Source organism: Sorangium sp. So ce726, from assembly GCF_051521405.1.
Lineage (GTDB): Bacteria > Myxococcota_A > Polyangia > Polyangiales > Polyangiaceae > Sorangium.
Genome location: NZ_CP150349.1, coordinates 10,925,022 through 10,947,907, shown reverse-complemented (window position 1 = coordinate 10,947,907; position 22,886 = coordinate 10,925,022). Strand labels below are relative to the sequence as shown.

20 protein-coding genes are annotated in these 22,886 nt (G+C 72.0%); 10 read left to right on the top strand and 10 right to left on the bottom strand.

Annotated elements, in window-relative coordinates; genetic code table 11:
* Nucleotides 1–47 precede the first annotated feature (47 nt).
* On the top strand, nt 48–1,211 hold the full coding sequence (locus WME79_RS40710) for a ferritin-like domain-containing protein (protein ID WP_437526189.1): 1,164 nt from the start codon (nt 48–50) through the stop codon (nt 1,209–1,211).
* Between the two features lie 288 nt (nt 1,212–1,499).
* The gene (locus WME79_RS40705) at nt 1,500–2,690 is read left to right on the top strand and encodes a hypothetical protein (RefSeq protein ID WP_437526186.1); all 1,191 of its coding nucleotides are present in this window, start codon (nt 1,500–1,502) and stop codon (nt 2,688–2,690) included.
* 16 nt (nt 2,691–2,706) lie between these two features.
* On the opposite strand, the gene WME79_RS40700 is transcribed toward WME79_RS40705, so the two are convergent.
* Entirely contained in the window at nt 2,707–2,853 is a 147-nt protein-coding gene (locus WME79_RS40700; protein ID WP_437526183.1) for a hypothetical protein, read from the bottom strand.
* 480 nt (nt 2,854–3,333) lie between these two features.
* On the opposite strand from WME79_RS40700, the gene WME79_RS40695 reads away from it, so the two are divergent.
* Both WME79_RS40695 and WME79_RS40690 read left to right on the top strand, forming a co-directional pair.
* On the top strand, nt 3,334–3,804 hold the full coding sequence (locus tag WME79_RS40695; RefSeq protein WP_437526180.1) for a hypothetical protein: 471 nt from the start codon (nt 3,334–3,336) through the stop codon (nt 3,802–3,804).
* A gap of 127 nt (nt 3,805–3,931) precedes the next feature.
* The gene (locus tag WME79_RS40690; RefSeq protein WP_437526178.1) at nt 3,932–4,627 is read left to right on the top strand and encodes a hypothetical protein; all 696 of its coding nucleotides are present in this window, start codon (nt 3,932–3,934) and stop codon (nt 4,625–4,627) included.
* 51 nt (nt 4,628–4,678) lie between these two features.
* On the opposite strand, the gene WME79_RS40685 is transcribed toward WME79_RS40690, so the two are convergent.
* A complete protein-coding gene (locus WME79_RS40685) occupies nt 4,679–5,260 on the bottom strand; it encodes a peroxiredoxin (RefSeq protein ID WP_437526176.1) in 582 nt (193 codons plus the stop codon).
* 372 nt (nt 5,261–5,632) lie between these two features.
* Between WME79_RS40685 and ypfJ the strand changes: the two genes are divergently transcribed.
* The 3 genes from ypfJ to WME79_RS40670 all read left to right on the top strand — a co-directional run bounded on the left by ypfJ (nt 5,633) and on the right by WME79_RS40670 (nt 11,928).
* A complete protein-coding gene (gene ypfJ, locus WME79_RS40680) occupies nt 5,633–6,475 on the top strand; it encodes a KPN_02809 family neutral zinc metallopeptidase (protein WP_437526173.1) in 843 nt (280 codons plus the stop codon).
* Between the two features lie 138 nt (nt 6,476–6,613).
* Nucleotides 6,614–11,251, top strand: coding sequence for a capsule biosynthesis protein CapB (locus tag WME79_RS40675; protein WP_437526170.1), 4,638 nt, complete (start codon nt 6,614–6,616; stop codon nt 11,249–11,251).
* Between the two features lie 71 nt (nt 11,252–11,322).
* Entirely contained in the window at nt 11,323–11,928 is a 606-nt protein-coding gene (locus WME79_RS40670; protein WP_437526167.1) for a Uma2 family endonuclease, read from the top strand.
* Between the two features lie 98 nt (nt 11,929–12,026).
* Here WME79_RS40670 and WME79_RS40665 read toward each other — a convergent pair whose 3' ends face one another.
* The 5 genes from WME79_RS40665 to WME79_RS40645 all read right to left on the bottom strand — a co-directional run bounded on the left by WME79_RS40665 (nt 12,027) and on the right by WME79_RS40645 (nt 16,320).
* Nucleotides 12,027–12,767 carry a 2OG-Fe(II) oxygenase gene (locus WME79_RS40665; RefSeq protein WP_437526166.1) on the bottom strand — a complete coding sequence of 247 codons (741 nt, stop codon included), beginning with the start codon at nt 12,765–12,767 and terminating at the stop codon, nt 12,027–12,029.
* Nucleotides 12,764–13,837, bottom strand: coding sequence for a bifunctional DNA-binding transcriptional regulator/O6-methylguanine-DNA methyltransferase Ada (gene ada / locus WME79_RS40660; RefSeq protein WP_437540041.1), 1,074 nt, complete (start codon nt 13,835–13,837; stop codon nt 12,764–12,766). Before ada ends, WME79_RS40665 begins: the two co-directional genes overlap by 4 nt.
* A gap of 186 nt (nt 13,838–14,023) precedes the next feature.
* Entirely contained in the window at nt 14,024–14,782 is a 759-nt protein-coding gene (locus WME79_RS40655; protein WP_437526163.1) for an NAD-dependent deacylase, read from the bottom strand.
* A gap of 185 nt (nt 14,783–14,967) precedes the next feature.
* On the bottom strand, nt 14,968–15,330 hold the full coding sequence (locus WME79_RS40650) for a GFA family protein (protein WP_437526160.1): 363 nt from the start codon (nt 15,328–15,330) through the stop codon (nt 14,968–14,970).
* A 222-nt stretch (nt 15,331–15,552) separates the two neighbouring features.
* Nucleotides 15,553–16,320, bottom strand: a complete 768-nt coding sequence (locus WME79_RS40645; protein ID WP_437526157.1) for an SDR family NAD(P)-dependent oxidoreductase — start codon at nt 16,318–16,320, stop codon at nt 15,553–15,555.
* Nucleotides 16,321–16,393: 73 nt separating this feature from the next.
* Between WME79_RS40645 and WME79_RS40640 the strand changes: the two genes are divergently transcribed.
* Nucleotides 16,394–17,347: an ABC transporter substrate-binding protein gene (locus WME79_RS40640; protein ID WP_437526154.1), complete on the top strand. Its 954-nt coding sequence runs from the start codon at nt 16,394–16,396 to the stop codon at nt 17,345–17,347.
* A gap of 121 nt (nt 17,348–17,468) precedes the next feature.
* A complete protein-coding gene (locus WME79_RS40635; protein WP_437526151.1) occupies nt 17,469–17,882 on the top strand; it encodes a hypothetical protein in 414 nt (137 codons plus the stop codon).
* 67 nt (nt 17,883–17,949) lie between these two features.
* Here WME79_RS40635 and WME79_RS40630 read toward each other — a convergent pair whose 3' ends face one another.
* The 3 genes from WME79_RS40630 to WME79_RS40620 all read right to left on the bottom strand — a co-directional run bounded on the left by WME79_RS40630 (nt 17,950) and on the right by WME79_RS40620 (nt 21,179).
* A complete protein-coding gene (locus WME79_RS40630) occupies nt 17,950–19,134 on the bottom strand; it encodes an aldo/keto reductase (protein WP_437526148.1) in 1,185 nt (394 codons plus the stop codon).
* A 30-nt stretch (nt 19,135–19,164) separates the two neighbouring features.
* Nucleotides 19,165–20,478 carry a putative metal-binding motif-containing protein gene (locus WME79_RS40625; RefSeq protein ID WP_437526145.1) on the bottom strand — a complete coding sequence of 438 codons (1,314 nt, stop codon included), beginning with the start codon at nt 20,476–20,478 and terminating at the stop codon, nt 19,165–19,167.
* Between the two features lie 239 nt (nt 20,479–20,717).
* Nucleotides 20,718–21,179: a PIN domain-containing protein gene (locus WME79_RS40620; RefSeq protein ID WP_437526143.1), complete on the bottom strand. Its 462-nt coding sequence runs from the start codon at nt 21,177–21,179 to the stop codon at nt 20,718–20,720.
* Between the two features lie 238 nt (nt 21,180–21,417).
* On the opposite strand from WME79_RS40620, the gene WME79_RS40615 reads away from it, so the two are divergent.
* Nucleotides 21,418–22,812 carry a hypothetical protein gene (locus tag WME79_RS40615; RefSeq protein WP_437526140.1) on the top strand — a complete coding sequence of 465 codons (1,395 nt, stop codon included), beginning with the start codon at nt 21,418–21,420 and terminating at the stop codon, nt 22,810–22,812.
* Nucleotides 22,813–22,886: the final 74 nt, after the last annotated feature.

Here is a 22,886-nt window from a genome sequence, read left to right as displayed (position 1 = left end):
CCTCGCCGCGCGCATGAGGCAGCAGGCATGGGCTGGAGGTGCACGTCATGCTGCTCGACCGATCCTTTCGACGAACGCTCATCGCGCGTCTCCTGCAGAGCGCTGGCCCCTCGGCGGCCGCAGCGCTCCTTGTCGCAGCGCCCGGCTGCGGGGAGCCTGCGGCCGAGGCCGAAAGCGCCCCCGACATCCGCTGCTTCGAATGGTTCGACGAGCTCGGGGCGTGCCTGGACCGCGCGCAGGCGCTGGACGAGCTCAGGACCATCTACCGGAACTGCGAAGACACGAACGAAATCATCGTGTCGGTGGAGAGCGACCCGGAGCTGCGAGAGGGCGCGTGCTGCTACGAGGTGACCACCCATGTCTGCCCCAACCTGGGCCGGCCCTTCACGCTGGAGGGGCACCGGGTCACGGCGGCTCCGCGGCTGGCCGAGGCGGGGTGGCTCGCGCGCGGGCAGGCGAGCGGCGCCGGCGGGCAGCAGCCTTCGCTGGCGGATCTGACGGACGAGGAGCGGGAGACGCTCGCGGACGGCTGGCTGCGGAGCGCGCTGGAGGAGCACGCATCGGTGGCGTCGTTCGCGCGCTTCGCGCTGGAGCTCATGGCGCTCGGCGCGCCGTCATCGCTCGTCGAGGCGGCGCACATCGCCGCGCTCGACGAGGTCGGTCATGCGCGGCTCGGGTTTTCGCTCGCGACCGCGTACCGGGGCGCGCCCGTGGGCCCGGCGGCCTTCCCGATGCCGCCGGCGGTGCCGATCGCCGCGGATCTCGCGGCGCTGGCGCGCGCCGCCGCGGAGGAGGGCTGCGTCGGCGAGACCGTGGCCGCGGTGATCGCGGCGGAGCAGCGCGTCCGCGCCGAGGATCCCGCGGTGCGGGCGGCGCTCGAGGTGATCGCGGAGGACGAGGCGCGGCACGCCGAGCTCGCCTGGCTCACGGTGGCGTGGGCGATCGGGGCGGGCGGCGAGCCTGTGCGCCGCGCCGTGGCCGAGGTGTTCGAGGCCGCCGCGGCGTCGCTCGGACGCCCGCTCCCACCGGGGGCCGAGCCGGGCGGCGGCCGCGCCGTAGCGCTCGCGGCGCACGGCCACCTCGACGGCGCCGAGGCGCGCGCGCTGCAGGGCGCGGCGCTCGCGCAGGTGGTGCTGCCGTGCGCGCGCGCGCTGGGGCTCTGGAGGCCCGCGGCCGCCGCGGGGGTGGCTCGGCCGGCGGCGAGCGCGTAGCGACCTCCGGAGGCGCTCGGCCCTTCGCGGCGGCGAGGACCGCCGTCGTCGCGCTGGTCCAGGCGCGGTCACGGCAGCGCCCGGGCCGGGGAGTGCCGGAGTGTGTCAGCGCTGCGGCGCGACGATCGAGGGGAGGGCCGCGCTCCCCTGAAAAACCGCTGGTTTCGACGCGATCGAGCCCCGGCCGGCGGTGGTACATGGCTTGCGATAGAGCAGGTCACAAGCCGCCCTGTTCCGAGCTCCTCGCCGTGCGCATGAGGCAGCAGGCATGGGCTGGAGGTGCACGTCATGCTGCTCGACCGATCCTTTCGACGAACGCTCATCGCGCGTCTCCTGCAGAGCGCTGGTCCCTCGGCGGCCGCAGCGCTCCTTGTCGCAGCGCCGGGCTGCGGGGAGGCCGCGGCCGAGGCCGAAAGCGCCCAGGAGTTTCGTTGCTTCGATTGGTTCGACGAGCTCGGGGCTTGCCTGGACCGCGACGCAGCGCTGGATGAGTTCAGCACCATCTATCGACCCTGCGACGGCAAGGACACGGAGCTGGAGAAAGACACGATCGTGTCGGTGGAAAGCGACGCGACCCGCCGTGACGGTGCGTGCTGTTACGAGGTGATCGTCGAGGAGAACACCATCGACTGCGGCGCGGTGGGACGGCCTTTTTCCCTGGAGGGGCACCACCTCACGGCGGCTGCGCGGCCAGCCGAGGCTGGGTGGCTCGCGCGTGCGACGGCGAGCGGCGCCGGCGGGCAGCAGCCTTCGCTGGCGGATCTGACGGACGAGGAGCGGGAGACGCTCGCGGACGGCTGGCTGCGGAGCGCGCTCGAGGAGCACGCGTCGGTGGCGTCGTTCGCGCGCTTCGCGCTGGAGCTCATGGCGCTCGGCGCACCGTCATCGCTCGTCGAGGCGGCGCACATCGCCGCGCTCGACGAGGTCGGTCATGCGCGGCTCGGGTTCTCGCTCGCGGCCGCCTACCGGGGCGCGCCCGTGGGCCCGGCGGCCTTCCCGATGCCGCCGGCGGTACCGATCGCCGCGGATCTCGCGGCGCTGGCGCGCGCCGCGGCAGAGGAGGGCTGCGTGGGTGAGACCGTGGCCGCGGTGATCGCGGCGGAGCAGCGCGCCCGCGCCGAGGATCCCGCGGTGCGGGCGGCGCTCGAGGTGATCGCGGAGGACGAGTCCCGGCACGCCGAGCTCGCCTGGCTGACGGTGGCGTGGGCGATCGGGGCGGGCGGCGAGCCGGTCCGCCGCGCGGTGGCCGAGGTGTTCGAGGCCGCTGCGGCGTCGCTGCGGCGTCCGCCCCCGCCGGGGGTCGAGCCGGGCGGCGGCCGCGCCGCGGCGCTCGCGGCGCATGGCCACCTCGGCGGGGCCGAGGTGCGGGCGCTGCAGGGCGCAGCGCTCGCTCAGGTGGTGCTGCCGTGCGCGCGCGCGCTGGGGCTCTGGAAGCCTGAGGCCGCCGCGGGGGCGGCTCGGCCGGCGGCGAGCGCCTAGCGACCTCCGGAGGCGCTCAGCGCTTCGCGGCGGCGAGGATCGCCGAGGCGTGCTCTTTTGGAGCCACCTCGAGCCAGACCTGCTTGATCTTGCCGTCCTTGCCGACTTCTTCAAGCCTGGCAGCGAGGCGCCTCAGGGGTTGGACAAGAGCCGCCCGGTGCATCGGGCCTCGTCCCCTGACGTTCGCCCGTTGGCGCAATCCTCCTCCCGCCGGTGACCGGCTGAGAGCATGCAGGCCGTGGAGCCTGGAGGGCCACCTCGATCCCGGACGTCCCGAGAGGCTCATCGCCATTTGAGGCAGCGCAGAGCGCCGGTACAGCGAGGCCACCGCGTCGCGCCCAGCGTCAGCGATGAAAGCGGATGTTACGCCGGTGATACACCGCGTTGCGCCGCGGAAACCCCGCCGCACAGGTCCCCCCGTAACGGGTTGGACGCCCCGCCGTTACGCCGCGCAGCGCTGCACCTCCCCTCCATGGGATTCCCGTGGAGGAGATCGCGTTCCTTTCAGGGGGCGGGCGCAGGTCCTGCTCGTCAGCAGTGCCCCCACTCCGCGCCGGCGCGCGCAGGCCCGCGCCTTGCTGGATACGAGCGCGCGGCCCGCTGGACGGCCGCGCTGACGAAACGAAAACCACAAGGGATCACCATGAAGACGATGATCAAGACCCTGGGCGCGATTGCATGTCTCTGCGCGGGTTCGCTCGTGATGCTCGACTCCGGCGACGCCTCGGCGGCGGCGTTCCGGCGGCTCGGCGTTGGCTACTGCGGATACGAGGGCCCGTCCGTGGTCAACGCCAACCTCTCCGGCTCCACCAAGATCACCTGCACGCTGCCGTCGGACAGCACGCTGGAGCACTCCGACATCGTGACCCTGAAGGTGTACGTCCTCAACCCCTTGGGGAGCCTCTCGAGCGCGAGCGCATGCGTCAGGACCCCGACGGGCACGAGCTTTGTGTGCGGTGGCGACGATGATTCGAACGACGCCACCGCCATTCTGCAGCCCGCCGTCACCTCCAGCGTCCTGCTGAACCCGAGCTACGCGAGCTGGTTCCCCTACGTCAACGTGACCCTCGGCGCCATGAGCTCCCTCAACGGTATCAAGGTCACCGACTACTGAGCAGCGCGCCCGCATCCGCGGGCCGCGCCCGCTGGCCTCGCGGGCCGGCGGGCGCGGCCCCGGCTGCGCCATTCCCCCTGCATCGATTCCAGCTCGCGACCTCCGGCACGAAGGGAGAGGAACGAAGATGAACGACGAACGAACCCGCCTGCGCTCCTCGCGGACAAGCCTCGCCGTGATGGGGATCTCCACGGCGGCGCTGCTAGCCTCGCTCGTGAGCCTGCTCAGGACCGCGCCCGCCGAAGAGCAACCCCCACGGGAGGCATCCTCGCGCGGAGCGCGCGTGATCCAGGACCCGGCGCGCGAGCGCGCCGCGGGCCAGGGCGACGCCGAACGGGTGGGGCGGCTGGAGCGCCGCGTCGCCGATCTCGAGAGCGCCGCCGAGCCGCAGGAGGAGGGCTCCGAGGCCGCCCCGAGCGAGGGGCGCGAGGGCGCGGAGCCACCCGACCCCGAGGCGATGCGCCGCGAGGAAGCCGCCTGGTGGACGGGCGTCATCGAAGCGCACGCGCAGCAGCGCCGCGACCCGGGATGGGCCGGGAGGGCGGAGGAGAGCTTCCAGGCGGACCTCGGCGCGATCGCGCCGGGCCGGACGCTCGAGGTCGTGGGCGTGGACTGCCGCACGACCTCCTGCGCGGCCACGATAAGGTGGCCCGCCTACACACCCGAGGTGATGAAAGACGCGGGCTCCCTCGCCGGGCATCCCTATCGGGAGAGGTGCACGAAGAGCATCTCGGTGCCCCCGCCCGAGGACCCCTCCGCGCCCTATCTGGCGCAGATCGTGTTCGACTGCGCGACGCAGCGCGCCGGTCTCGCCCGCCGCTGAACCGCGGGAAGGCTCGGCCGGCGGCGAGCGCGTAGCGACCTCCGGAGGCGCTCAGCTCTTCGCGGCGGCGAGGATCGCCGAGGCGTGCTCCTTCGGATCCACCTCGAGCCAGACCTGCTTGATCTTGCCGTCCTTGCCGATGAGGAAGGACTGGCGCGCGGCGAAGTCGTTGCGCAGCGGCACGCGGAACGCCCTGGCGACCGCGCCTCCGGCGTCGACGACGAGCGGGAACGGGAGCTCGTATTTCTGGATGAAGGCCTCGTGGCTCTGCGCGTCCTGGGTCGAGACGCCGTAGATCTCGAGCCCGGCGCCCTGGAGGTCGGCCCAGCCGTCGCGCAGGCCCTTGGCCTGGACGGTGCAACCCGGCGTATCGTCCTTGGGGTAGAAATAGACGAGCACCTGCTTGCCTTGCAGGCTCGAGAGCTTCACGTCCCTGCCGTCGTGCAGCGTGAAGGTCACGTCGGGCGCGGCGTCGCCGGGCTTGAGCGCGGCGGTCTGGGCGGCCCCGGATGCGCCGGCCTGCGAGGGCTTCTCCGCGGCCCCGCCGGCCGCGCCGGAGGGCTCGTTGCAGCCGGCGGCGAAGGCCAGCGCCGCGAGCGCGATCGTGCGGGCGAGGTGTGCTCTGCTCTTCATGGCGCGCATGGTCTCATCGGCTTCCGGGGACGACAAGCGAGCATCGGTCGGCGGCGCGTGCCGCTGCCGAGGGCGACGCAGCCTCCGTGGCGCTGGCGGGCGGTGAAAACGGCAACGGTAGAGGAGTGCTGGCCAGAGCACCGGGCGAGTCGAGGAGAGATACCGCCGGGACCCCTGAAGGCGCAGAGAGGTGTCTGCTCGAGAGACACCGAGAGAGGCCTCGTGTTCTTCGTGGCAAGGCGCAGGCGGCGATTCGCTCGCTCGCGCGCCGTGCGACCTGGGCCGGCGCCACCAGGCGAGCAATACCCCAACGTCCTGACCGAAAGCTAAGGTACCACCCGATGCGCAGTCCACGCTATACATGCGCTGGCCATGCGCTGGACACCTGGGAAACGTAGTGAGAACCTCCGAGACCTCCGCGGCACATCCGGTGCATCCGGTGGAGCGAAGCTCGGTGTCGGCGGGACGGTGATCCTGCTCGTGCTCTCGCTGGTCTTCGGGAAGGATCTCCTGTCGGGGCTCGGTCAGGGGGTCGCGACCCCCGGCGCGCAGAGCGGGCGCACGAGCTCGCCCGAGGAGGAGCGGCTCGTCGACTTCGTCTCCTTCGTCCTCGATGACACCGAGGCCGTGTGGACGCAGGTGTTCAGCCGGACGGGGCAGCGCTATCCGGCGCCCCTGCTGACGGTGTTCACCGACTCGGTGAGGTCGGGCTGCGGCATCGGCGAGTCGGCGATGGGCCCGTTCTACTGCCCGGCGGACCGGACAGCGTACATCGACCTCGGCTTCTACCGCGAGCTCAAGGCGCGGTTCGGCGCGCCAGGCGACTTCGCCCAGGCGTACGTGCTCGCCCACGAGATCGGCCACCACGTGCAGAACGTGCTCGGGACCGAGCGCCGCTTGCGCCAGCTGCAGGCGGCGCGCCCGGGCGAGAAAAACGCGCTCTCCGTGAAGATGGAGCTCCAGGCGGACTGCTTCGCCGGCGTGTGGGCCCACTCCACGGCGAAGCGCGACCTGCTCGAGGCGGGCGACGTCGAGGAGGCCCTCCGGGCCGCGTCCGCGATCGGCGACGACCGGCTGCAGAAGGCCGCGACCGGCAGGGTCAACCCGGAGACGTGGACGCACGGCTCGTCGGCGCAGCGGGTCACCTGGTTCAAGCGCGGCATGCAAGGCGGCCGCGTCGAGGACTGCGACACGTTCGCCGAGAGCTCGCCCTGAACAGGCGCTCTAGAGCGGCGGCTCGCGACAGCTCCGCGCGACGGTGTACGCTGCTCGCCCGCCGATGGTCTCGCCGCACGGTGCCCCTCGCTCCCCGACGCAAGGCCTCCTTCGCCCTCGTGCGCTCGCGGAGGCGCCGTGAGCTCGCGCGAGTTGCCTGACTCCTGGACCGCCGCGCCGCGGTCGATCCTGGAGGTCATCGAGGACAGCCTTCCCCAGATCGAGGTGCGGCTGCGCCCGCGCGCTATCGCCACGGTCGTTGCGCGTGTCACGGCCGACCTGGGCGACGAGGAGTACCCGAGGCCCGCGCTGCTCGCAGCGCTTGCCCGGTGCGCCGATGGCGCGGCCGCCGAGGTCGATCGGCTGCGCAGCGCCGAGTCCGCGCTCGTGCTCGCCTACCAGTCGGCCGCCACCCCTGCTGAGCGGCGCGAGCTCCTCGGCCGGCAGCTCCGCGTCTGGGCGCGAGAGCGCGAGCAGCGCGAGAGGAGCGGCGCCGCCTCCCTGCTCGGCTGGGCCGCCGCGCGCGTCGAGCAGGCCGGCGACCTCTCGGCGCTCGGCCGCAACCTCGACCTCGAGGCGGCCCAGGAGCGCTTCGCCACCGCCATCGCCGACCGCCTCGACGAGATCGAGATCGCCTACCACGCCCTCACCCACCTCGCGCAGCACCTCGACGACCCGTCCGACGCGGTGCACGTCGCCCGCGACGGCGGCGTCCTCCGGCTCGCCATGGCGCACGCCGAGCCGAGCCGCCCCGCGCCCGTCCGCCGGGCCGCGCTGCTCGCCGCCGTCGCCCTCCTGCACCGCCTCCCGGCGCGCGAGCGGCTCGGCCACCTCGGGCTCGACGCGGCCCGCTCCGTGCTGGCGTGGTCGCGCGGGGTCAACGCGTCCCGCTGGGTGCAGATCGCCGCCCTCGAGATCGGCGTCCTCCTGTTCCCCGACGAGGCGTTCTCCCTGCTGGCCGAGCGCCTGCGCGCGCGCGACGCCGCCGACAAGGACGGCCCCATCCTCCGCCGCAACGCCCTGCGCCTCCTCGGCGCGGCGGCGCGCCCGTCCGCCCCGGTGATCCCGCTCGACCGCGCGGCGCGCCTCGCCGGCGGAGCGCGGGACCCGCGCCGCTGGAACGGCGCGCAGGCCAGCCGCGCCAGCCGGTCGAGCATCGCGCCGGAGACCGCCGCTGCCTCCGGAGGTGCCCGCGAGGGCTCCGAGGGCGCCGAGCCGCCCGACGCGCCCGCGCCCGACTCGGCGCCCCGGCTCAGCGCCGATCCCGCCACCGGCGCGCCGCCTGCCCGCGTGGCGCCCGCGAGCGTGGACCCGCTCGCCATCGCGCTGCTCGCCCGCGACGATCCGAGCGAGCACGTCCGCCAGGAGCTCGTGCGCCAGCTCGTCGAGCTCAGCGACGCGGAGGCCCTCACGGCGCTCGTCGAGATCGCCGAGGGCGACGGGTCGCCTCGCGTCCGCGGGTACGCGCTGCGGGAGCTCTCGCGGCACGCGACCGACCACGCGGACGCCGCCCCGTTCGCCGAGCGCGCCGTCCGGTTCGCCCTTGCGAAGCCAGGCCCGCCGCTCGCGTCCCGCGCGGCCCTCGAGGCGGTGCGCACGCTCTGCGCCGGGCCCTACGCCCCGCTGCCTCCGGGGACCTTCGTCGAGCTGCTCGCCGAGTTCGCGAGCCGCCCTGCGATCTCGCCGGACCTGTCCGACGAGGCGGCCTCCGCGCTGCGGCTGCTCGAGGTCGAGAGCCGCCCGCTTGCCGAGCACATCCGCCAGACGCTCCTCGCCGCGGCGTCGGAGCTCCTGGAGGGCGAGAGCGCGCCGGTCGAGCTCCCTGCCGACGCCGAGCCCAGGGACGTCGAGCGCGCGCTCGCGGTCGCGTCGCGCGGCGACATGACGTACACGCTGCGGCGCCGCGGCCGGGGACGGTACCTGCTCACGCGGGGCGAGCCGCGCGGCTTCCGCCTCTGGCGGCTCGTCCACGAGATGCGCACGCCGATGCCGGACAAGCGCAAGGGGTGGATCCACACGAGCGGCCGCCTGTTCGCGGGCGAGCTCGTCGCGCCGCCGGTCGGCATGGCGGAGGTCACGCCGACGCGCGTGCCCGGCGAGCGCCACGTCTACCCGCCCGTCGGCGGCTGGGGGCCGTTCGTCCCCCGCATCGACGACCTGCTCGCCGCCGCCAGCCTGACCCAGCGCGAGATCCGCCTCATCACGGCGCGCGGCACGGTCACGGTGCGCGGCCCGGCCAAGCTCGCGCACCGGCTGCGCGCCCGCGCCCTGCTCACGCTGCGCTACGACCGCTACGCCCAGGCCCGCATGCGCGCGCTCGTGGCGCAGGAGCCGGCCGAGCAGAAGAAGTTCACGCTGATGATGGGCGAGCTCGGCTTCACGGTCGCGCTCGGCGACACCGGGGGCGAGGTCGAGGGCCGCCCGTACGCGATCGAGCCGCACCTGCCGGGCAAGTACCTCGCGGTCGCGCTGCCGCCTTTGCTCCAGAGCGGCCGCGACTGGCTCGCCGGCCCGTCGGTGCCCGTCTGGATCGACGGCTTCTTCTCGTACCTCGTCTCGCCGGCGGGCAACGTCCCGACGCAGCTCGCGTGGATCGTGTTCCTCGTCCTCGCGTACATGGTGCTGCGGGCCGCGTGGATCGCGGCGCAGATCGAGCGCGCGCGCCGGGGCATCCCGCTCACGATCGGCGGCTGGGGGACGCGCGGCAAGAGCGGCTCGGAGCGGCTCAAGGCCGCGCTGTTCCACGCGCTCCGCTACGACGTCGTCGTGAAGACGACCGGCTGCGAGGCGATGTTCATCCACGCCATGCGCGACCTGCCGGCGCAGGAGATCTTCATCTACCGCCCGTACGACAAGGCGACGATCTGGGAGCAGCGGAACATCCTCACGGCCGGGCGGAACCTCCGCGCCCAGGTGTTCCTGTGGGAGTGCATGGCGCTCCAGCCGCTCTTCGTGGACACGCTCTGCTCGGAGTGGATGCGCGACGAGATCACGACGCTGACGAACGCGTACCCGGATCACGAGGACATCCAGGGCCCGGGGGGCGAGGACGTCGCCCGGGTGATCGCGCGCTTCATGCCCACGGACGGGCTATCGTTCACGACGGAGGAGCAGATGCTCCCGCTGCTCAAGGACCAGGCGCAGCGGAAGGGGACGAACCTCGTCGCGATCCCGCCGATCGACGCGGATCTCCTGCCGGTCGATCTCCTGGATCGGCTCCCGTACCAGGAGCACCCGCGCAACGTGGCGCTGGTGCTGGCGCTCGCGGACCATTTCGGCGTCGATCGCGAGTTCGCGCTGGTCGAGATCGCGGATCACGTGATCCTCGATCTCGGCGTCCTGAAGACGTACCCGACGGTGCAGTACCGGGGGCGGAAGCTGACGTTCTCGAACGGGATGAGCGCGAACGAGCGCGCCGGGTTCATGTCGAACTGGACGCGGCTCGCGTTCGACAAGCACGACATGGACGCGACGCCCGGCAAGGCGACGGTGATGGTGGTGAACAACCGCGCGGACCGGGTCGCGCGGTCGCGCGTGTTCGCGCAGATCATCGTGGAGGACATCGGGGTCGATCACGTGGTGCTGATCAACTCGAACCTCGGCGGGATGATGCAGTTCATCACCGAGGGGCTCGACGCGCGGCTCCGGGACATGGTGATCACGGGCGACGGGGGCAAGGAGCGCGCGCTCGAGCGCTTCGACGAGCAGATGAAGAAGCTGGGCATCCCGGCGCGGGCGGGCGCCTTCGAGGAGGATCTCACCCGGATGCTGCGCGCGCTGCCGGCGATCGACGAGGCGGCGGCGGCGGCGATCGTGGGCGGCCCCGGGGTTCTGGGGAAGAAGGGGGAGCCCGAGGCGATCGAGGCGGCGGTGAAGCAGGCGCTGGAGGCGCACGCGCCGCCGGCGGGCGAGGACGACATCCGCCCGGACATCATCCACCACGCGGCGCGGCTGTCGCGCCGCCTCGCCCGCCGCGACAAGGCGCGCGCGGAGGTGGAGGCGGCGCTGTCGCGGGGCGCGGACGCCGAGGCCAACCAGGCGTTCCGGGTGGCGTTCCGCGAGCTGTGCCTCGAGCGCATCGCGGTCCTGTGGAACGCCGACGCGAAGGGGGACAAGGTGATCGACTTCATCACGCGCGAGATCCCGCCGGGGTTCGACGCGCGGCTGATGGGGTCGCAGAACATCAAGGGGACCGGGCTCGACTTCGTCTACCGGTGGCTCTCGATGGATCGCGTGAGGACCGCGATCGAGCGGATGCAGAGCAACGCGTCGGCGCGGCGCGAGGTGCTGACGTTCTTCCTGTCGTACTCGGATTTCGGCCTGATCGATCTGCGCGAGGCGCTCGCCGCGACGCGCGCGGCGAAGGAGCAGGGCGGCGCGGGGTGGGCGGAGCACGCGAACCTGATCGACGGGGCGATCCGCAGGCTCGAGGCGCTCGACAAGGAGAAGACGGCGGCGCTCGTGGTGACGGGCAAGACGGGGGTCGGGACGAAGGTGCTGCTCCGGATAGAGCAGTTCGTCGATCACATGGACTCGGTGCGCCGGACGCGGTGGGCGAAGATCGTGATGGACGATCTGTTCGCGATGCGCATCGGCCACGGCCAGGCCGCGCTGCTGCTGCGGGAGATCGTGGGGCGGCAGAAGGGCGGCTGGCTGGCGAAGGACCTCGCCAAGTGGGTGGAGAAGCGCAGGGCGTGGCTGGAGAGCCGCCGGAAGAAGCAGCCGAAGAAGGCCGAGCCGGCCGTGCCGCCGGGGGCGGCGGCGGAATCGGGGTAGGGGAGGGCGCGCCGGGCAGGGGAGCGCTGCTGCCGCCGGGGGGTGCAAGCGTGCTATCCTCACAAGCCGTGATGGCTGGCGCCGCCGTTGCTCTGGACAGCTCGGACCGTCTCAGCGATGAGGCTTGGCTGGAGCTCGCCGAGGACGAACCGGGCGAGCTCGTCGGTGGCGTGCTCGTGGAGGAAGAGGTGCCGGACTGGATCCACGAGACCGCCGTCATGTGGCTCATCCGGGTGCTCGGCGCGTGGGCGGCGGCCCGCGGGGGCTTCGTGGCCGGCTCGGAGCTCAAGTACCTCCTCCGCAAGGGCAGCGGGCGCAAGCCGGACGTCTCCATGGTGCTGCCCGGGCAGAGGCCCCCGCCGCGGCGCGGGCCCATGCGGCGCCCGCCGGACGTGATGATCGAAGTGGTCTCGCCGCGGCCGCGCGATGTCCACCGCGACCGTATCGAGAAGCTGCGCGAGTATGCGGCGTTCGGCGTGCGCTGGTACTGGCTGCTCGATCCGGCGACGAGGATGCTGGAGATCTATGAGCTCGGGCCGGATGGGCGCTATGTGTGGGCTCAGGGAGCCGCGGGCGGGCGCGTCGAGGCGGTGCCGGGGTGCGACGGGCTGGTGGTCGACCTGGACGAGCTCTGGGGCGAGCTCGACCGGCTGGGGGAAGAGGAGCCGGCCGAGTAACAAGCCGGACGAGGCGATCGGCAGGCAATAGCAACGAGGTTGCCGCACGACGGACTCGCCTGCGCTGACGGACTCGCCTGCGCTCCCCTCGCGCGCCATCACGCCGCGTCGTGGAAGATGATGCCCACCGTGCGGCGATGCCCCGAGCGCACGCGGCTGACGCCGTGCCGGACGTTGACCCGGTACACCCCCCGCGCGCCCTGCACGGGTCGATGACGGACCGCGAACACCGCCGCATCACCCTGGCGCAGCGGCACCACCATCGGTCGAGACTGCATGCGCGGGCGCTGCTCCGTCATCACGAGCTCGCCGCCCGCGAAGTCGCGCTCGGGCTCGGAGAGAAGCACCGCGACCTGGAGCGGAAAGACGTGCTCCCCGTAGAGGTCCTGGTGCAAGCAGTTGTAGTCACCCTCGCCATACTGCAGCAGGAGCGGTGTCGGCTGGACCTGGCCCGCGGCATGGCAGCGCTCCACGAAGCGCGCGTGCTCCTCCGGATACTGGACCTCGAGGCCCATCGCGGCGCTCCAGCGGTTGGCGACCGGCACGAGGCGCGGGTAGATGCTGGTCCGCAACGAGGCGATCAGCGCGGGCAGCGGGCGCGCGAAGTATTTGTATTCCCCGCGCCCGAACCCGTGCCGCTCCATCACCACCCGGCTGCGAAAGAGCTCATCGCGCGCGTACAACGCGGCCAGATCGTCGCACTCGGTCCGGGCGAGGAAGCCCTCGATCACCGCGCAGCCCTGCGCGTCGAGGTCCTGCGACACGCGCGCCCAGTCCGCCGCCGCCACCCGCTCGTCCACGCCGCTCGCGGTCGGGACGTCGTCGCGGCGCGCGCTCAAGCGCCCGCCTCCCGGTCGAGCAGCGCGCGCTTGCGCTCGACACCCCAGCGATAGCCCGACAGGCCGCCGTCGTTCCGCACCACACGATGGCACGGGATCGCCACGGCCAGCGCGTTGGCCGCGCACGCCTGGGCCACGGCCCTGACCGCCCTCGGAGCGCCGATGGCGCAGGCGATCTGCGCATAACTCGCGGTCGTACCGCCAGGGATGTCCCGCAACGCCTGCCAGACGCGCTGCTGGAACGCGGTGCCGCGGATGTCGAGCGGCAGCTCGACCGAGGCGCGGGGGCGCTCCACGAGGCTCACCACCTTGGCGACGAGCTGCTCGAACCCGGCATCGGCGCCGAGCAGGTGGGCCCGAGGAAACCGGCGCTCGAGATCGTGCGCCAGCTCCGCCGGGTCGTCGCCGAGCAGGATGGCGCACACGCCTCGCGCCGTGGCGGCGACCAGGATGGAGCCGAGCGAACACTCCCCGATCGCAAACCGGATCTCCATCTGTGCACCTCCCGCGCGATACCTCGTGGGCGTCATGCCCAGCACCTGGTTCGATTGCTCGTAGAAGCGCCCGCCCGAGCCGTACCCGGCCGCGTAGATCGCCTGGGTCACGGTGCCGTTCTTGCCGAGCTCGGCCCTCATCCGCCTGGCGCGGTGCGCCGCTGCATACGCTTTCGGCGTCACCCCCGTCACGGCCTTGAAGACACGATGCGTGTGGAAGACGCTCAGCCCCGCATGGCGCGCCAGCTCCTCGAGGCTCGGCACCTGCTCGCTGCTCTCGATGAGCCGGCACAGCTGGGCGACCTGGGCCGCCTGGCGCTCGGCCAGCGGAGGCTGGTCGGGTTTGCAGCGCAGACACGGCCGGAAGCCTGCCCGCTCGGCGGCGGCCGCGGTCGGATGAAAGCCGACGTTCTCGGGCCTCGCGGGCCGGGCGCCGCAGGACGGACGGCAGTACACGCCTGTCGTCTTGACCGAGTAGAAGAACTTGCCATCGGCGCTCGCGTCGCGGGCGATCACGGCTGCCCAGCGAGGGTCGCTCTTCACCCCGACGGCGAGCGCATGGGCCTTTCCCGACATGTCGTCTGCCTCCTTCCGGCGCTTCTTGCGGGTCACGAGGCGAGCTTAACGCGCGCGAAGATCGCCGCACTCCGGGTCTTGCTCTCGAATCCGTCGGTGCCCGCGGGGCCCCCTGGCTCGATTGTACGTGCGGGCGGCCCCAGCTCGCCGACGTCCTGCGCGGGCCATGCGCCGCGTGCGGCGAGGTCAGCTGCCGGGCTCGATGCGGGAGAGGATCCCCTCCAGCGCCTCGACAGCGCGCATCGGAAGCCGCACCGAAACGGCGGTGGAGATCGCGGTGAGCGCCGGGTTGATCTCGATGGTCGGAACTCCGGAATGCGCGGCCTCCAGGACCGGCCTCGTGATGTAGGGGAACAGGCTCGACGTCCCGATCGAGACGATCACATCGAAGCCCCGCGCGAGCTCTCGCCGGAGGATCTCGACCTTCTCCAGGGGGAGCATCTCCCCGAAGAGGACGACATCGGGCCTGAGCACGGCGGCGCACGCCGGGCAGCGCGGGCACGGGGCGAGCTCCGCGTAATCGTCGACGTGCGCCTCGTAAGGGCAGCGCGTGCAGAGGATGCGGTGGAGATCTCCGTGGATGTCGATGACGTTCATGGAGCCTGCGCCACGGTGAAACCCATCGACGTTCTGGGTGAGCACCCAGCAGCGCGCGAGGCGGCGCTCGATCCGGGCGATCGCCGCGTGCGCGGCGTTGAGCCGCGCGCCGCGGCACGCGCGCTCGATCTGGTGGACGTACTTCCACGTGACCTCGGGGCGCCGCTGGAACATCTCGCCCGAGAGCGCCTCCTCGATGGCGAGCCCTTCGTCGGTCGCCTTCTCGCTGTAGAGCCCTCCGATCCCGCGGTAGGTGGGGATACCAGAGGCCGCGGAGACCCCCGCGCCGGTGATGAAGAGGGCTGAGCGGGCCGAGGCCAGGAGCGCGCTTGCTTGTTCGATCGACATCGGGCGCCCAGTCTACCCGTGTGGCCGGGGCTTGCGCCTGCGGGTTGGCAAGGGGCGCGGGCGGGAGGTGCGCGAGCGCGCGCACAGGGCCGGCGATGGTCGGCTGCGGCCCCGCCGTCCGGGCCTGCGGCCCGGTGCGCTGGCCGCGGCCGCGGTCACCGCGGACCCGGCCAGCCGGGGCGCGACTACAGGCTCTTCCCGTCGAATTTCATGGTCTTGAGCGTGTCGATATCGACGTCATCCAGACAGCGGACGTTGATGGCGCACATCTCCTGTCCGTTGGGGCCGACGCCCCGCGCGAACGACTCGATACCGCAGACCGAGCAGAACACATGGTGAATGACCTTCTTGTTGAACTGGTAGTCGGTGAGAAGATCGCCACCCTCCTTGAGCGTGAGCTGGTCCACCGGCGCGAAGGCCAGCATCGCGCCCAGCTTCGAACAGCGCGAGCAGTTGCACATGACCACAGGAGCGCTCAGGTCCACCTTGACCTCGTAGCGAACCTTCCCGCAGTGACAGCCACCTGTATAAGTCTTGATCTCCGTCATGCGCGCATGGTGCCACAAGGAGCTGGCTGCGTGACGCAAAAATGCGATGTGTCGTGGCGGGTTACGCGAGTTACGTCTGAGCAAAAGATGTTCCGCGCCGAGGCATCGCAGCGGCAGGTCGCCGGCACCGGTCTCGGCCGCGCTGCATTGCATCCTGTCGGAAACTTTTGTCGGCTCAGGCTGTCGAACGACGTCGCTTCTCGGCGAGGGGCCGTGCCCCGCCTACTGCTCCTCGTAGTTCCACGTCAGCCCGCCATCGACGAAGTATGTCGAGCCGGTCACGTAATCGGCGTCCGCCGAGGCGAGGAACACGGCGAGCCCGGCCACGTCCTCTGGCTTTCCCAGGCGGCCCAGCGGGATCTGGTCGAGCAGCGCGCTCAGCTTGTCGCGATCCTTGAGCAGAGCGGCGTTGATCGCCGTCTCGATCGCCCCCGGCGCGATGGCATTCACGGTGATCCCGGTGCCGCGCAGCTCCACAGCGAGCGTTCGCGTGAGCATGCGGACGCCGCCCTTGCTGGCGCAGTACGACGCGAAGTGGGGAAACGGAAGATCCTCGTGAACCGAGCTGATGTTGATGATCTTGCCCGGGCGCCCCGCCTCGCGCAGGTGACGGACCATCGCCTGGCTCCCGAAGAACACCGCCTTGAGGTTGGTGTTCATGACCGCATCGTAGTCCTCCTCGGTCACCTCCCAGAACGGCGCCCGCTTCTCCAGCCCGGCATTGTTGACCAGCACGTCCAGCCGGCCGAAGCGCGCGACGGCCTCCTGGATGAGCCCTTGCACGCTCTGGACGGAGGCGACATCGACAGCGAACAGATGACCTCGCCTTCCTGCGGCCTCGACCTCTGCGAGGGCTTCCTCGGCGCCCTCCTTGCTCTTGTGGTACGTGAGCGCCACGTCGGCGCCTTCCCGGGCGAACCGGACAGCGATGCTGCGGCCGATGCCCCGGCTGCTCCCTGTGACCAGCGCGATCTTGCCTTGCAGTCTCATGGGGACCTCCTGACTTCACGAGCATTGTGCGCACCGCGCCTCGCGGGGATCGCCAGGAGATAGAATACCACGCATGCGCATCGCCTCCCTGCTGCCGTCCGCCACCGAGATCGTCTGCGCGCTGGGCGCGCAGAGCGAGCTCGTCGGTGTCTCTCACGAGTGCGACTTCCCCGAGGGGCTGACCGGCCTCCCGGTGCTCACGCGCCCGCGCCTCCGGCCGGCGCGCTCCAGCCGGGAGATCGACGCCGCCGTCCGCGACGTCCTCCGGGACGCGCTCGCGGTCTACGACATCGACATGGACGCCCTCCGGGAGGCGCGGCCGGACGTGATCGTGACGCAGGACCTCTGCGACGTCTGCGCGGTCTCTTTCGATGACGTCCGAGCGGCCGTCGCCCGCCTTGCGCGGCAGGACGTTCGCATCATCAACCTGCACCCGACGCGGCTCGACGACATCTGGGCCGACATTCGCCGCGTCGCCGAGGGGATCGGCCGCGCGGCAGGCGGCGAGGCGCTCGTCGAGAGGCTGCGCGCGCGCGTCGCCGCCATCGCCGCGCGCGCGGCCGCGGCGCAGGGCAGGCCGCGCGTGCTCGCGGTCGAGTGGATCGATCCTGTCATGATCGGCGGCACGTGGATGCCGGAGCTCATCGCCCTCGCGGGCGGGGAACCCCTCGTGACGCGACCCGGCGAGCACGCGCCCACGCTCTCGCCGGCCGCGCTCGCCGCGCTCGATCCCGACGTGGTGATGATCAAGCCGTGCGGCTTCACCCTCGAGCGCACGCTCGATGAGCTCGACCTCCTCCCCCGCGTGCTGCCCTGGGCGACGTATCGGGCGGTGGCGCAAGGCCGCGTGTACGTCGCCGACGGCAACGCCTTCTTCAACCGCCCTGGTCCCCGCATCGTGGAGTCGCTCGAGATCCTCGCGGCCTGCGCCCACCCGGCCCTGTTCGCCGACGCGCGCCGCGCGCACGCCCGGTCGGTCGTGCGGATCGACGCGGAGCTCCGGCGGCACGCCTTCGAAGACGAGTGACCCCGGCCTGACCTACCAGGGGAGGATGTCGAACGACCGCAGGAGGCGGCAAGAAGCGTGCGCTGTCGGCCGTTCTTGCTTTTGCAACGCCGGTGCTCGCTCCTCAGGTATCCTGGGCGGCATGTCTCCGCGTCCCGCGCTGGCGTCTTTCGCTCTCGTGACGGGCATCGTGCTGCTCCTGGGCGGCACCGCGCACGCGGCCTGCGTCTTTGCCGGCGTTGCGAAGAAGGGCGTTGTTCCGCACGCGGATCGGGCTGCTCATCTCGCCTTCATCAGCCTCGCCCAGTGGACCGCAGGCGCGCTCGATGTGCTCGCCGCCCGCGGGCTGCGGCGAGGCGAGCCGTGGACGCGCGGGCCGCTGACGATCTCGGGGCTCCTCGTGATCGGCTGGGCAGGCGTGGCGCTTCCGCTGCTCCTCCATGCCTCGCTGACATTGCGGGCGATGCTCGTCCTCTACGCGGCCGCGCATCTCGGCATGCTGGTGGCCCTCTGGAGCTCGCGGGGAGCTCGCCTGGAAGTCAGCGCGCCTCCGTGACCGACAGCGGCGTGCGTCCAGCTCACCCGCCGAGGCGCCATTTGCCGGGCTGGCGCGAGGCCCCGACTCAGTGTTTGCCGAGGCGCCTGACCTCTTGCCCTGCGAGCAGCGCATGCGCCTCCGCCAGCACCTCGGGGATGCGGTGCCGCTGCGGCGCGCCCGCGAGGGCCTGCGCGAGGTCGAGCTCCCGCACGCGATCGGCGCGGTTTCCCGGGAACCAGTGGTCGCCGTTGCCAAGGAGGTTGTACCGCATCTTGCCGTAGGCCGTCATGTCGAGCGCGCGGGCGAAGTTGTACAGCCGCAGGATCTCGCGGATGTTGACGTGCCCGGGGACGGCCTCCCAGTCGGGGAGGCCGACGTGCCATGTGTCGAGCCACGCGCGGCCGAGCACCCGCTCGAGCTCTTCGTCGATCCTGCGCAGGATCGGCGCCAGCGCAGCCGGCGCGGCGCCCTCGCGGTCGAGCAGCGGCAAGGCCTTCATGTGCTCGTCGAAGTCGGACGGGCGCGCCGCCCCGACGCTGATCGTGTGGACCTCGGGACGAGCGAGGCAGAAAAGGTCGTTGAACACGATCGGCGAGAGCGGGTCGCAGAGCCGCACGAGCTTGTCGCTCGGCTCATACAGCTTACCCCCCTTGTCGGTGGGGCTGATGATGAAGACCCCCATGTCCTGCTCGGCCGCAGCCTGGATGCACGGCCAGGCGAGCTGATTCACGTAGTACCAGTGCAGGTTGACGTAATCGCAGCGGCCGTCCTGCACCATGGCGGTGATCACGCGCGGCGCCGCGTGCGTCGAGAACCCCACCGCGCGCACCCGGCCTTGCCGCTTCAGCTCGAGCGCAGCGTCCAGGCAGCCGCCTTTGCGCAGCGACCAGGAGAGGCGCGTCTCGTCGTTCACGCCGTGGAGGGCGAACAGGTCGACGTGATCGAGGCGGAGGAGCTTCATCGACCGCTCGAACGTCGCAAGGAACTTCGCTGGATCCGCCTCGGGGCTGACCTTCGTCTGGACGATGATCCGCTCGCGCGGCAGCGACGGCAGGATCTTCCCGAGCTGCTCCTCGCTCGTGCCGTACCCTCGCGCGGTCTCGATATGATAGATCCCAAGCTCGAGCGCCCGCTCGATGCACGCCTCGAGGTTGCGCTGGCTCGCGGGCGAGATGGGGTCCTTGTCGTTCCAGGATTGCTGGTACCGCATCCCTCCGCACGAAAGGACAGGCATCTTGATCTCGGTGCGACCGAAGCGGCGGTAGAGCATGCGTCTTGACCTCAGGCTCGGAAGAAAGGCTTACCGTAGGGTGCCACTCTTCCGCAGGCGCCGCAACGCGAGGAGGGCGAGCGGCGAGGCGATCGTGATCAGCCGCCACGGAGACCCGCCGCGGGGGTCGCCGGCGTCGATGGCGCAACCGCCGCTGTCCGCTCCTCCCTCGTCCGGCGCGCCGCCGCCTGCGGAGCCCGCAGAGCCAACGGCGCTGCCGGCGCTTCCGGCGCTTCCGGAGCTTCCCGCGCTGCCGGTGCTGCCGGCGCTCCCGGCCGTGCCGCCGCCGGTCCCGCTGCTGCACGTGCCGCTCGGGCAGCCCTCGCCGGGCGCGCAGAGGCCTGGGTCCTCGTCGACCTCGCCGTCGCAGTCGTCGTCGAGCGCGTTGCACACCTCGGCGCTCGGTTCGCCGGGCGTGCACGACCCGGGGGTGCACGCGGTCGCTTCCCGCGCGCACATCCCGACGCCGCACACCTCGCGCACGCCCTCGTCGACGCGGCCATCGCAGTCGTCGTCGGCGAGATTGCATGTCTCGGTCGCGTCCGGGTGGACGTCAGGGGACCTGTCGTTGCAGTCGTTGGAGCTCGGCGCGTACCCCTCGGGGGGGCACTTCGCCGTGACCGTCGCGCCGAAGAACGAGCCGTACCCGTCGCCGTCGGCGTCTTCATACTGCGTGGTGATCGCGAGCTCCTCGTCGACCTCTCCATCGCAGTCGTCGTCGATCTCGTTGCAGGCTTCTTCCTGATCGGGATGGACGTTGACGCTGTAGTCGTCGCAATCGTCGCCGCGTTCGGCGTGATCGGCCGGCCGGGTGCAATCGACCCTGGGGACGCTGGAGTCGCCGTATCCGTCGGCGTCGCGATCGAGGTAATACGTCGTCCCGGTGCATCCGTAAGCAAACGCGGTGTCGGCGGACGAAGCGCCGTCTCCGCGCGGGCCGTTGTCGCCGTTGGCCCCGACAGCCCACACCTGGATGACGGCCCCGCCCGGCGCGCCCGGCGCGATCCACTGCGCGTCGAAGCGGACGACCCCGCCGCTCGCCCGCTTCGGCGCGTCGTGGACGAGCTGGTGCTCGTCGAGCAGCTTGGTGCCTTGACCGTTGATGGGGGAGAGCCGACCTGATTCGGTGCGGAGATAGATGCCCCCGGCGCTGACGTTGGCAGACCGGATCTGCACCTGCAGAGTCACCGTCTCGCCGGCCGCCGGGTTCTTGGGGTTATAGTCGATGGTGATATCCGGCACCGCGCCGCCGGTATGGCACCCGTTGCACCCCTCCACCGCCGTCCCGGCGCGGCGGGCGTGGGCCTGCGACGCAGCCAGGGTGGTCAAAAGGGCCAAGCTCACCGAGAGGATCGGTGAAGAAAGCGATGTACTTCGCATGCGCCTCGCCGCGCAGCCCAGGCTCGCGAGCTCCGCGCGCTCCGCTGCGACGCTCAGGGATAGCTGCCCTCGCCGGGTGGGACAAGTGAGTATGCGCGGAGTGTAAACTTGTGCCGTGACCATCTTGTTGTCCGGCATGGCTGTTTCGCGACGTTTCCGGGACGGCGGGTATCGCGAAGTGCAATGCCGCTCGCTGCAACGCGTTATCCGAAGTCGAGCCGAACGTGCTGCGGCCTTGTCACATCACAGACGACACCGTGGTACTTGAGGAGCCCTTCGTCGAGCGTCACCACGGTCGCATCCGCGCGGTGGGCGGCCCACAGATACACGAGGTCGGTCGCGTTGGCGAAGGGCCTGCGGCCGCGCATGCGCCTCGTCAGCTGGTCGAGGAACTCCGTGATGGCGCCCGCGTCCACGGGCGCGACCAGCTCGATCGCGAGGCCTGCCAGCGGGCTCGCGGCCGCTGGCGCGGTCCGTCGCGACACCGCGAGTCGTTGCTCGGCGACGTACACCTCCAGCCATAGCTCGGGCGGCCCGAGCACGCGCGCCGCGCCAGCGGCCACGGCGGCGCGGGCGCGCTCGAGAAAGGCGAGCGCGTCCGCGTGCCCGGGCTCTGCGGGCTTCATCGAGGCGATGGCGACGGAGCTATCGAGAACGATCCGCATGAGGCCTCATCGGTAGGGACGCACCATCGCACCCCTCCAGATCTGCCCGGCGGTCCGGGTGGTTTGGTGACATCAAGATCCGGTATCCAGGGCCGTGGCCGGATGGAAGGTCCACCGGCGGCATGGGCCGAGGCTGCATGGAGGACGACAGGGCGATGGCACACGCTGGCACGGCGGGCTCGCTCGGCGGCCGAAACCACGTGTGTTCGCCCGGTACATGCCTTGCTTGTCGCCGTCCATGCGAAACTTCCTGCTTCGAATCCTGGTCGCGTCCCAGTGGGGCGCGAGCCTTGCGCTGGTGTCGGGCTGCGGCACGCACGTCGAGTCCGGCGCCAGCTCGAGCTCGCCTGAAGGCGCGACGTCAGGGGTCAGCTCCAGCTCGAGCTCGACGGGAGGCGCGACATCGGGGTCCAGCTCGAGCTCGACGGGAGGCGCGACATCTGGGGCCGGCGGAGGTGGCGAAGTCGATCCTCCTGACGCCTCGGCGCCGCTCGATCCCTATCCGGATCCCACCTGCGTCGGACCGTTTCACGACGGTGGTTATTACGGCCAGTGTTGCTACGAGGTGCACTGCACGGCGCCGGTCGGCGGCGCCTGCCCTGCGGCCTCCGAGGCTGCACCGCACCTCGATGACCTGCCGCCCGGCTCGGGGACGTGTACGTGCAGCGCCGAGGGGGAGGGCGCGGCCGGGTGGATCCAGGGCCCCTACGCGAACCGAACCGCGCCGGATCCGGCGAGCTGCTGCTACCTCGTCGGTTCCATCTCCTGTGAAGGGCGCCCTCTCCTGGTCCGGGGCGAGCCCCGCGTCGCGCCGCTCGCGCACGCCCCGAGCGCGTGGTCGCAGACCGACATGCGGCGCTTCGAGCACGCGCTCGCCGACACCGACCTGAGCGAGCTCGCGCCCGCGGAGCGCCGCGAGCTCGCCCGGCGCTGGGCCGAGCGTGGCCAGAACGAGCACGCCTCGGTCGCCTCCTTCGGCCGCTTCGCGCTCGCGCTGATGGCGCAGGGCGCCCCTCCCCAGCTGCTCGAAGCGGCGCACCGCGCGGCGCTCGACGAGGTGCGGCACGCCCGCGTCGCGCTCGCGATCGCGTCGGCGTACGCGGGGAAGCCGGTGGGCGTCGGCCCGCTGCCCCTGCACGGCGCGCTCGACGACCTCGGCTCGCTCGAGGCCCTCACCCTGGCGACCGTCGTGGAGGGCTGCGTCGGAGAGACCCTCTCGGCCATCGAGGCGGAGGTCGCGGCGCAGGCGGCGCAGCCGCCGGCCGTGCGCATGGCGCTCCAGGCGATCGCGCGCGACGAGGCGCGCCACGCAGAGCTCGCCTGGGCGTTCGTCCGCTGGGCCGTCACGACGGGCGGCGCGCGCCTTCGAGAGCGCGTCGCCGCGGCCTTCGCGCGCGCGCTCGACCAGGTGGGCACCGGAGCGCCGGGCATCGCAGACCGCGATCTCCCGCCCTCCCACGGGTTCCTCGCCGCGGGCGAGCTCCACCGGCTGCGGCAGCAGGCCGTGGCCGACGTGCTCCGCCCCGCCGCCGCCGCGCTCGTCAATGGGCGTGGTTCATCCGCCGAACGAGAGTTCAGCGGCGCTCGCGGGAATGCCGTGCTCCGCGGCGGCGCGGCGTACCTGTCGACGTGAGCTCGCGCCGGGCAAACGCCGTTCTCTGGCGGGCGCCGGGCCCGACCTCGCGGGCGCCGGCGCGCTGCCGAGAC

Excerpts from the sequence above, each read along its gene's own strand:
- WME79_RS40685 (WP_437526176.1), bottom strand. The coding sequence starts at position 5,260 with ATGAAGAGCAGAGCACACCTCGCCCGCACGATCGCGCTCGCGGCGCTG.
- WME79_RS40645 (WP_437526157.1), bottom strand. The coding sequence starts at position 16,320 with ATGAGACTGCAAGGCAAGATCGCGCTGGTCACAGGGAGCAGCCGGGGC.
- WME79_RS40615 (WP_437526140.1), top strand. The coding sequence starts at position 21,418 with ATGCGAAACTTCCTGCTTCGAATCCTGGTCGCGTCCCAGTGGGGCGCG.
- WME79_RS40635 (WP_437526151.1), top strand. The coding sequence starts at position 17,469 with ATGTCTCCGCGTCCCGCGCTGGCGTCTTTCGCTCTCGTGACGGGCATC.
- ypfJ (WP_437526173.1), top strand. The coding sequence starts at position 5,633 with ATGCGCTGGACACCTGGGAAACGTAGTGAGAACCTCCGAGACCTCCGC.
- WME79_RS40670 (WP_437526167.1), top strand. The coding sequence starts at position 11,323 with ATGGCTGGCGCCGCCGTTGCTCTGGACAGCTCGGACCGTCTCAGCGAT.
- WME79_RS40695 (WP_437526180.1), top strand. The coding sequence starts at position 3,334 with ATGAAGACGATGATCAAGACCCTGGGCGCGATTGCATGTCTCTGCGCG.
- WME79_RS40655 (WP_437526163.1), bottom strand. The coding sequence starts at position 14,782 with ATGTCGATCGAACAAGCAAGCGCGCTCCTGGCCTCGGCCCGCTCAGCC.
- WME79_RS40690 (WP_437526178.1), top strand. The coding sequence starts at position 3,932 with ATGAACGACGAACGAACCCGCCTGCGCTCCTCGCGGACAAGCCTCGCC.
- WME79_RS40640 (WP_437526154.1), top strand. The coding sequence starts at position 16,394 with ATGCGCATCGCCTCCCTGCTGCCGTCCGCCACCGAGATCGTCTGCGCG.
- WME79_RS40630 (WP_437526148.1), bottom strand. The coding sequence starts at position 19,134 with ATGCTCTACCGCCGCTTCGGTCGCACCGAGATCAAGATGCCTGTCCTT.
- WME79_RS40705 (WP_437526186.1), top strand. The coding sequence starts at position 1,500 with ATGCTGCTCGACCGATCCTTTCGACGAACGCTCATCGCGCGTCTCCTG.
- WME79_RS40700 (WP_437526183.1), bottom strand. The coding sequence starts at position 2,853 with ATGCACCGGGCGGCTCTTGTCCAACCCCTGAGGCGCCTCGCTGCCAGG.
- WME79_RS40650 (WP_437526160.1), bottom strand. The coding sequence starts at position 15,330 with ATGACGGAGATCAAGACTTATACAGGTGGCTGTCACTGCGGGAAGGTT.
- ada (WP_437540041.1), bottom strand. The coding sequence starts at position 13,837 with ATGTCGGGAAAGGCCCATGCGCTCGCCGTCGGGGTGAAGAGCGACCCT.
- WME79_RS40620 (WP_437526143.1), bottom strand. The coding sequence starts at position 21,179 with ATGCGGATCGTTCTCGATAGCTCCGTCGCCATCGCCTCGATGAAGCCC.
- WME79_RS40710 (WP_437526189.1), top strand. The coding sequence starts at position 48 with ATGCTGCTCGACCGATCCTTTCGACGAACGCTCATCGCGCGTCTCCTG.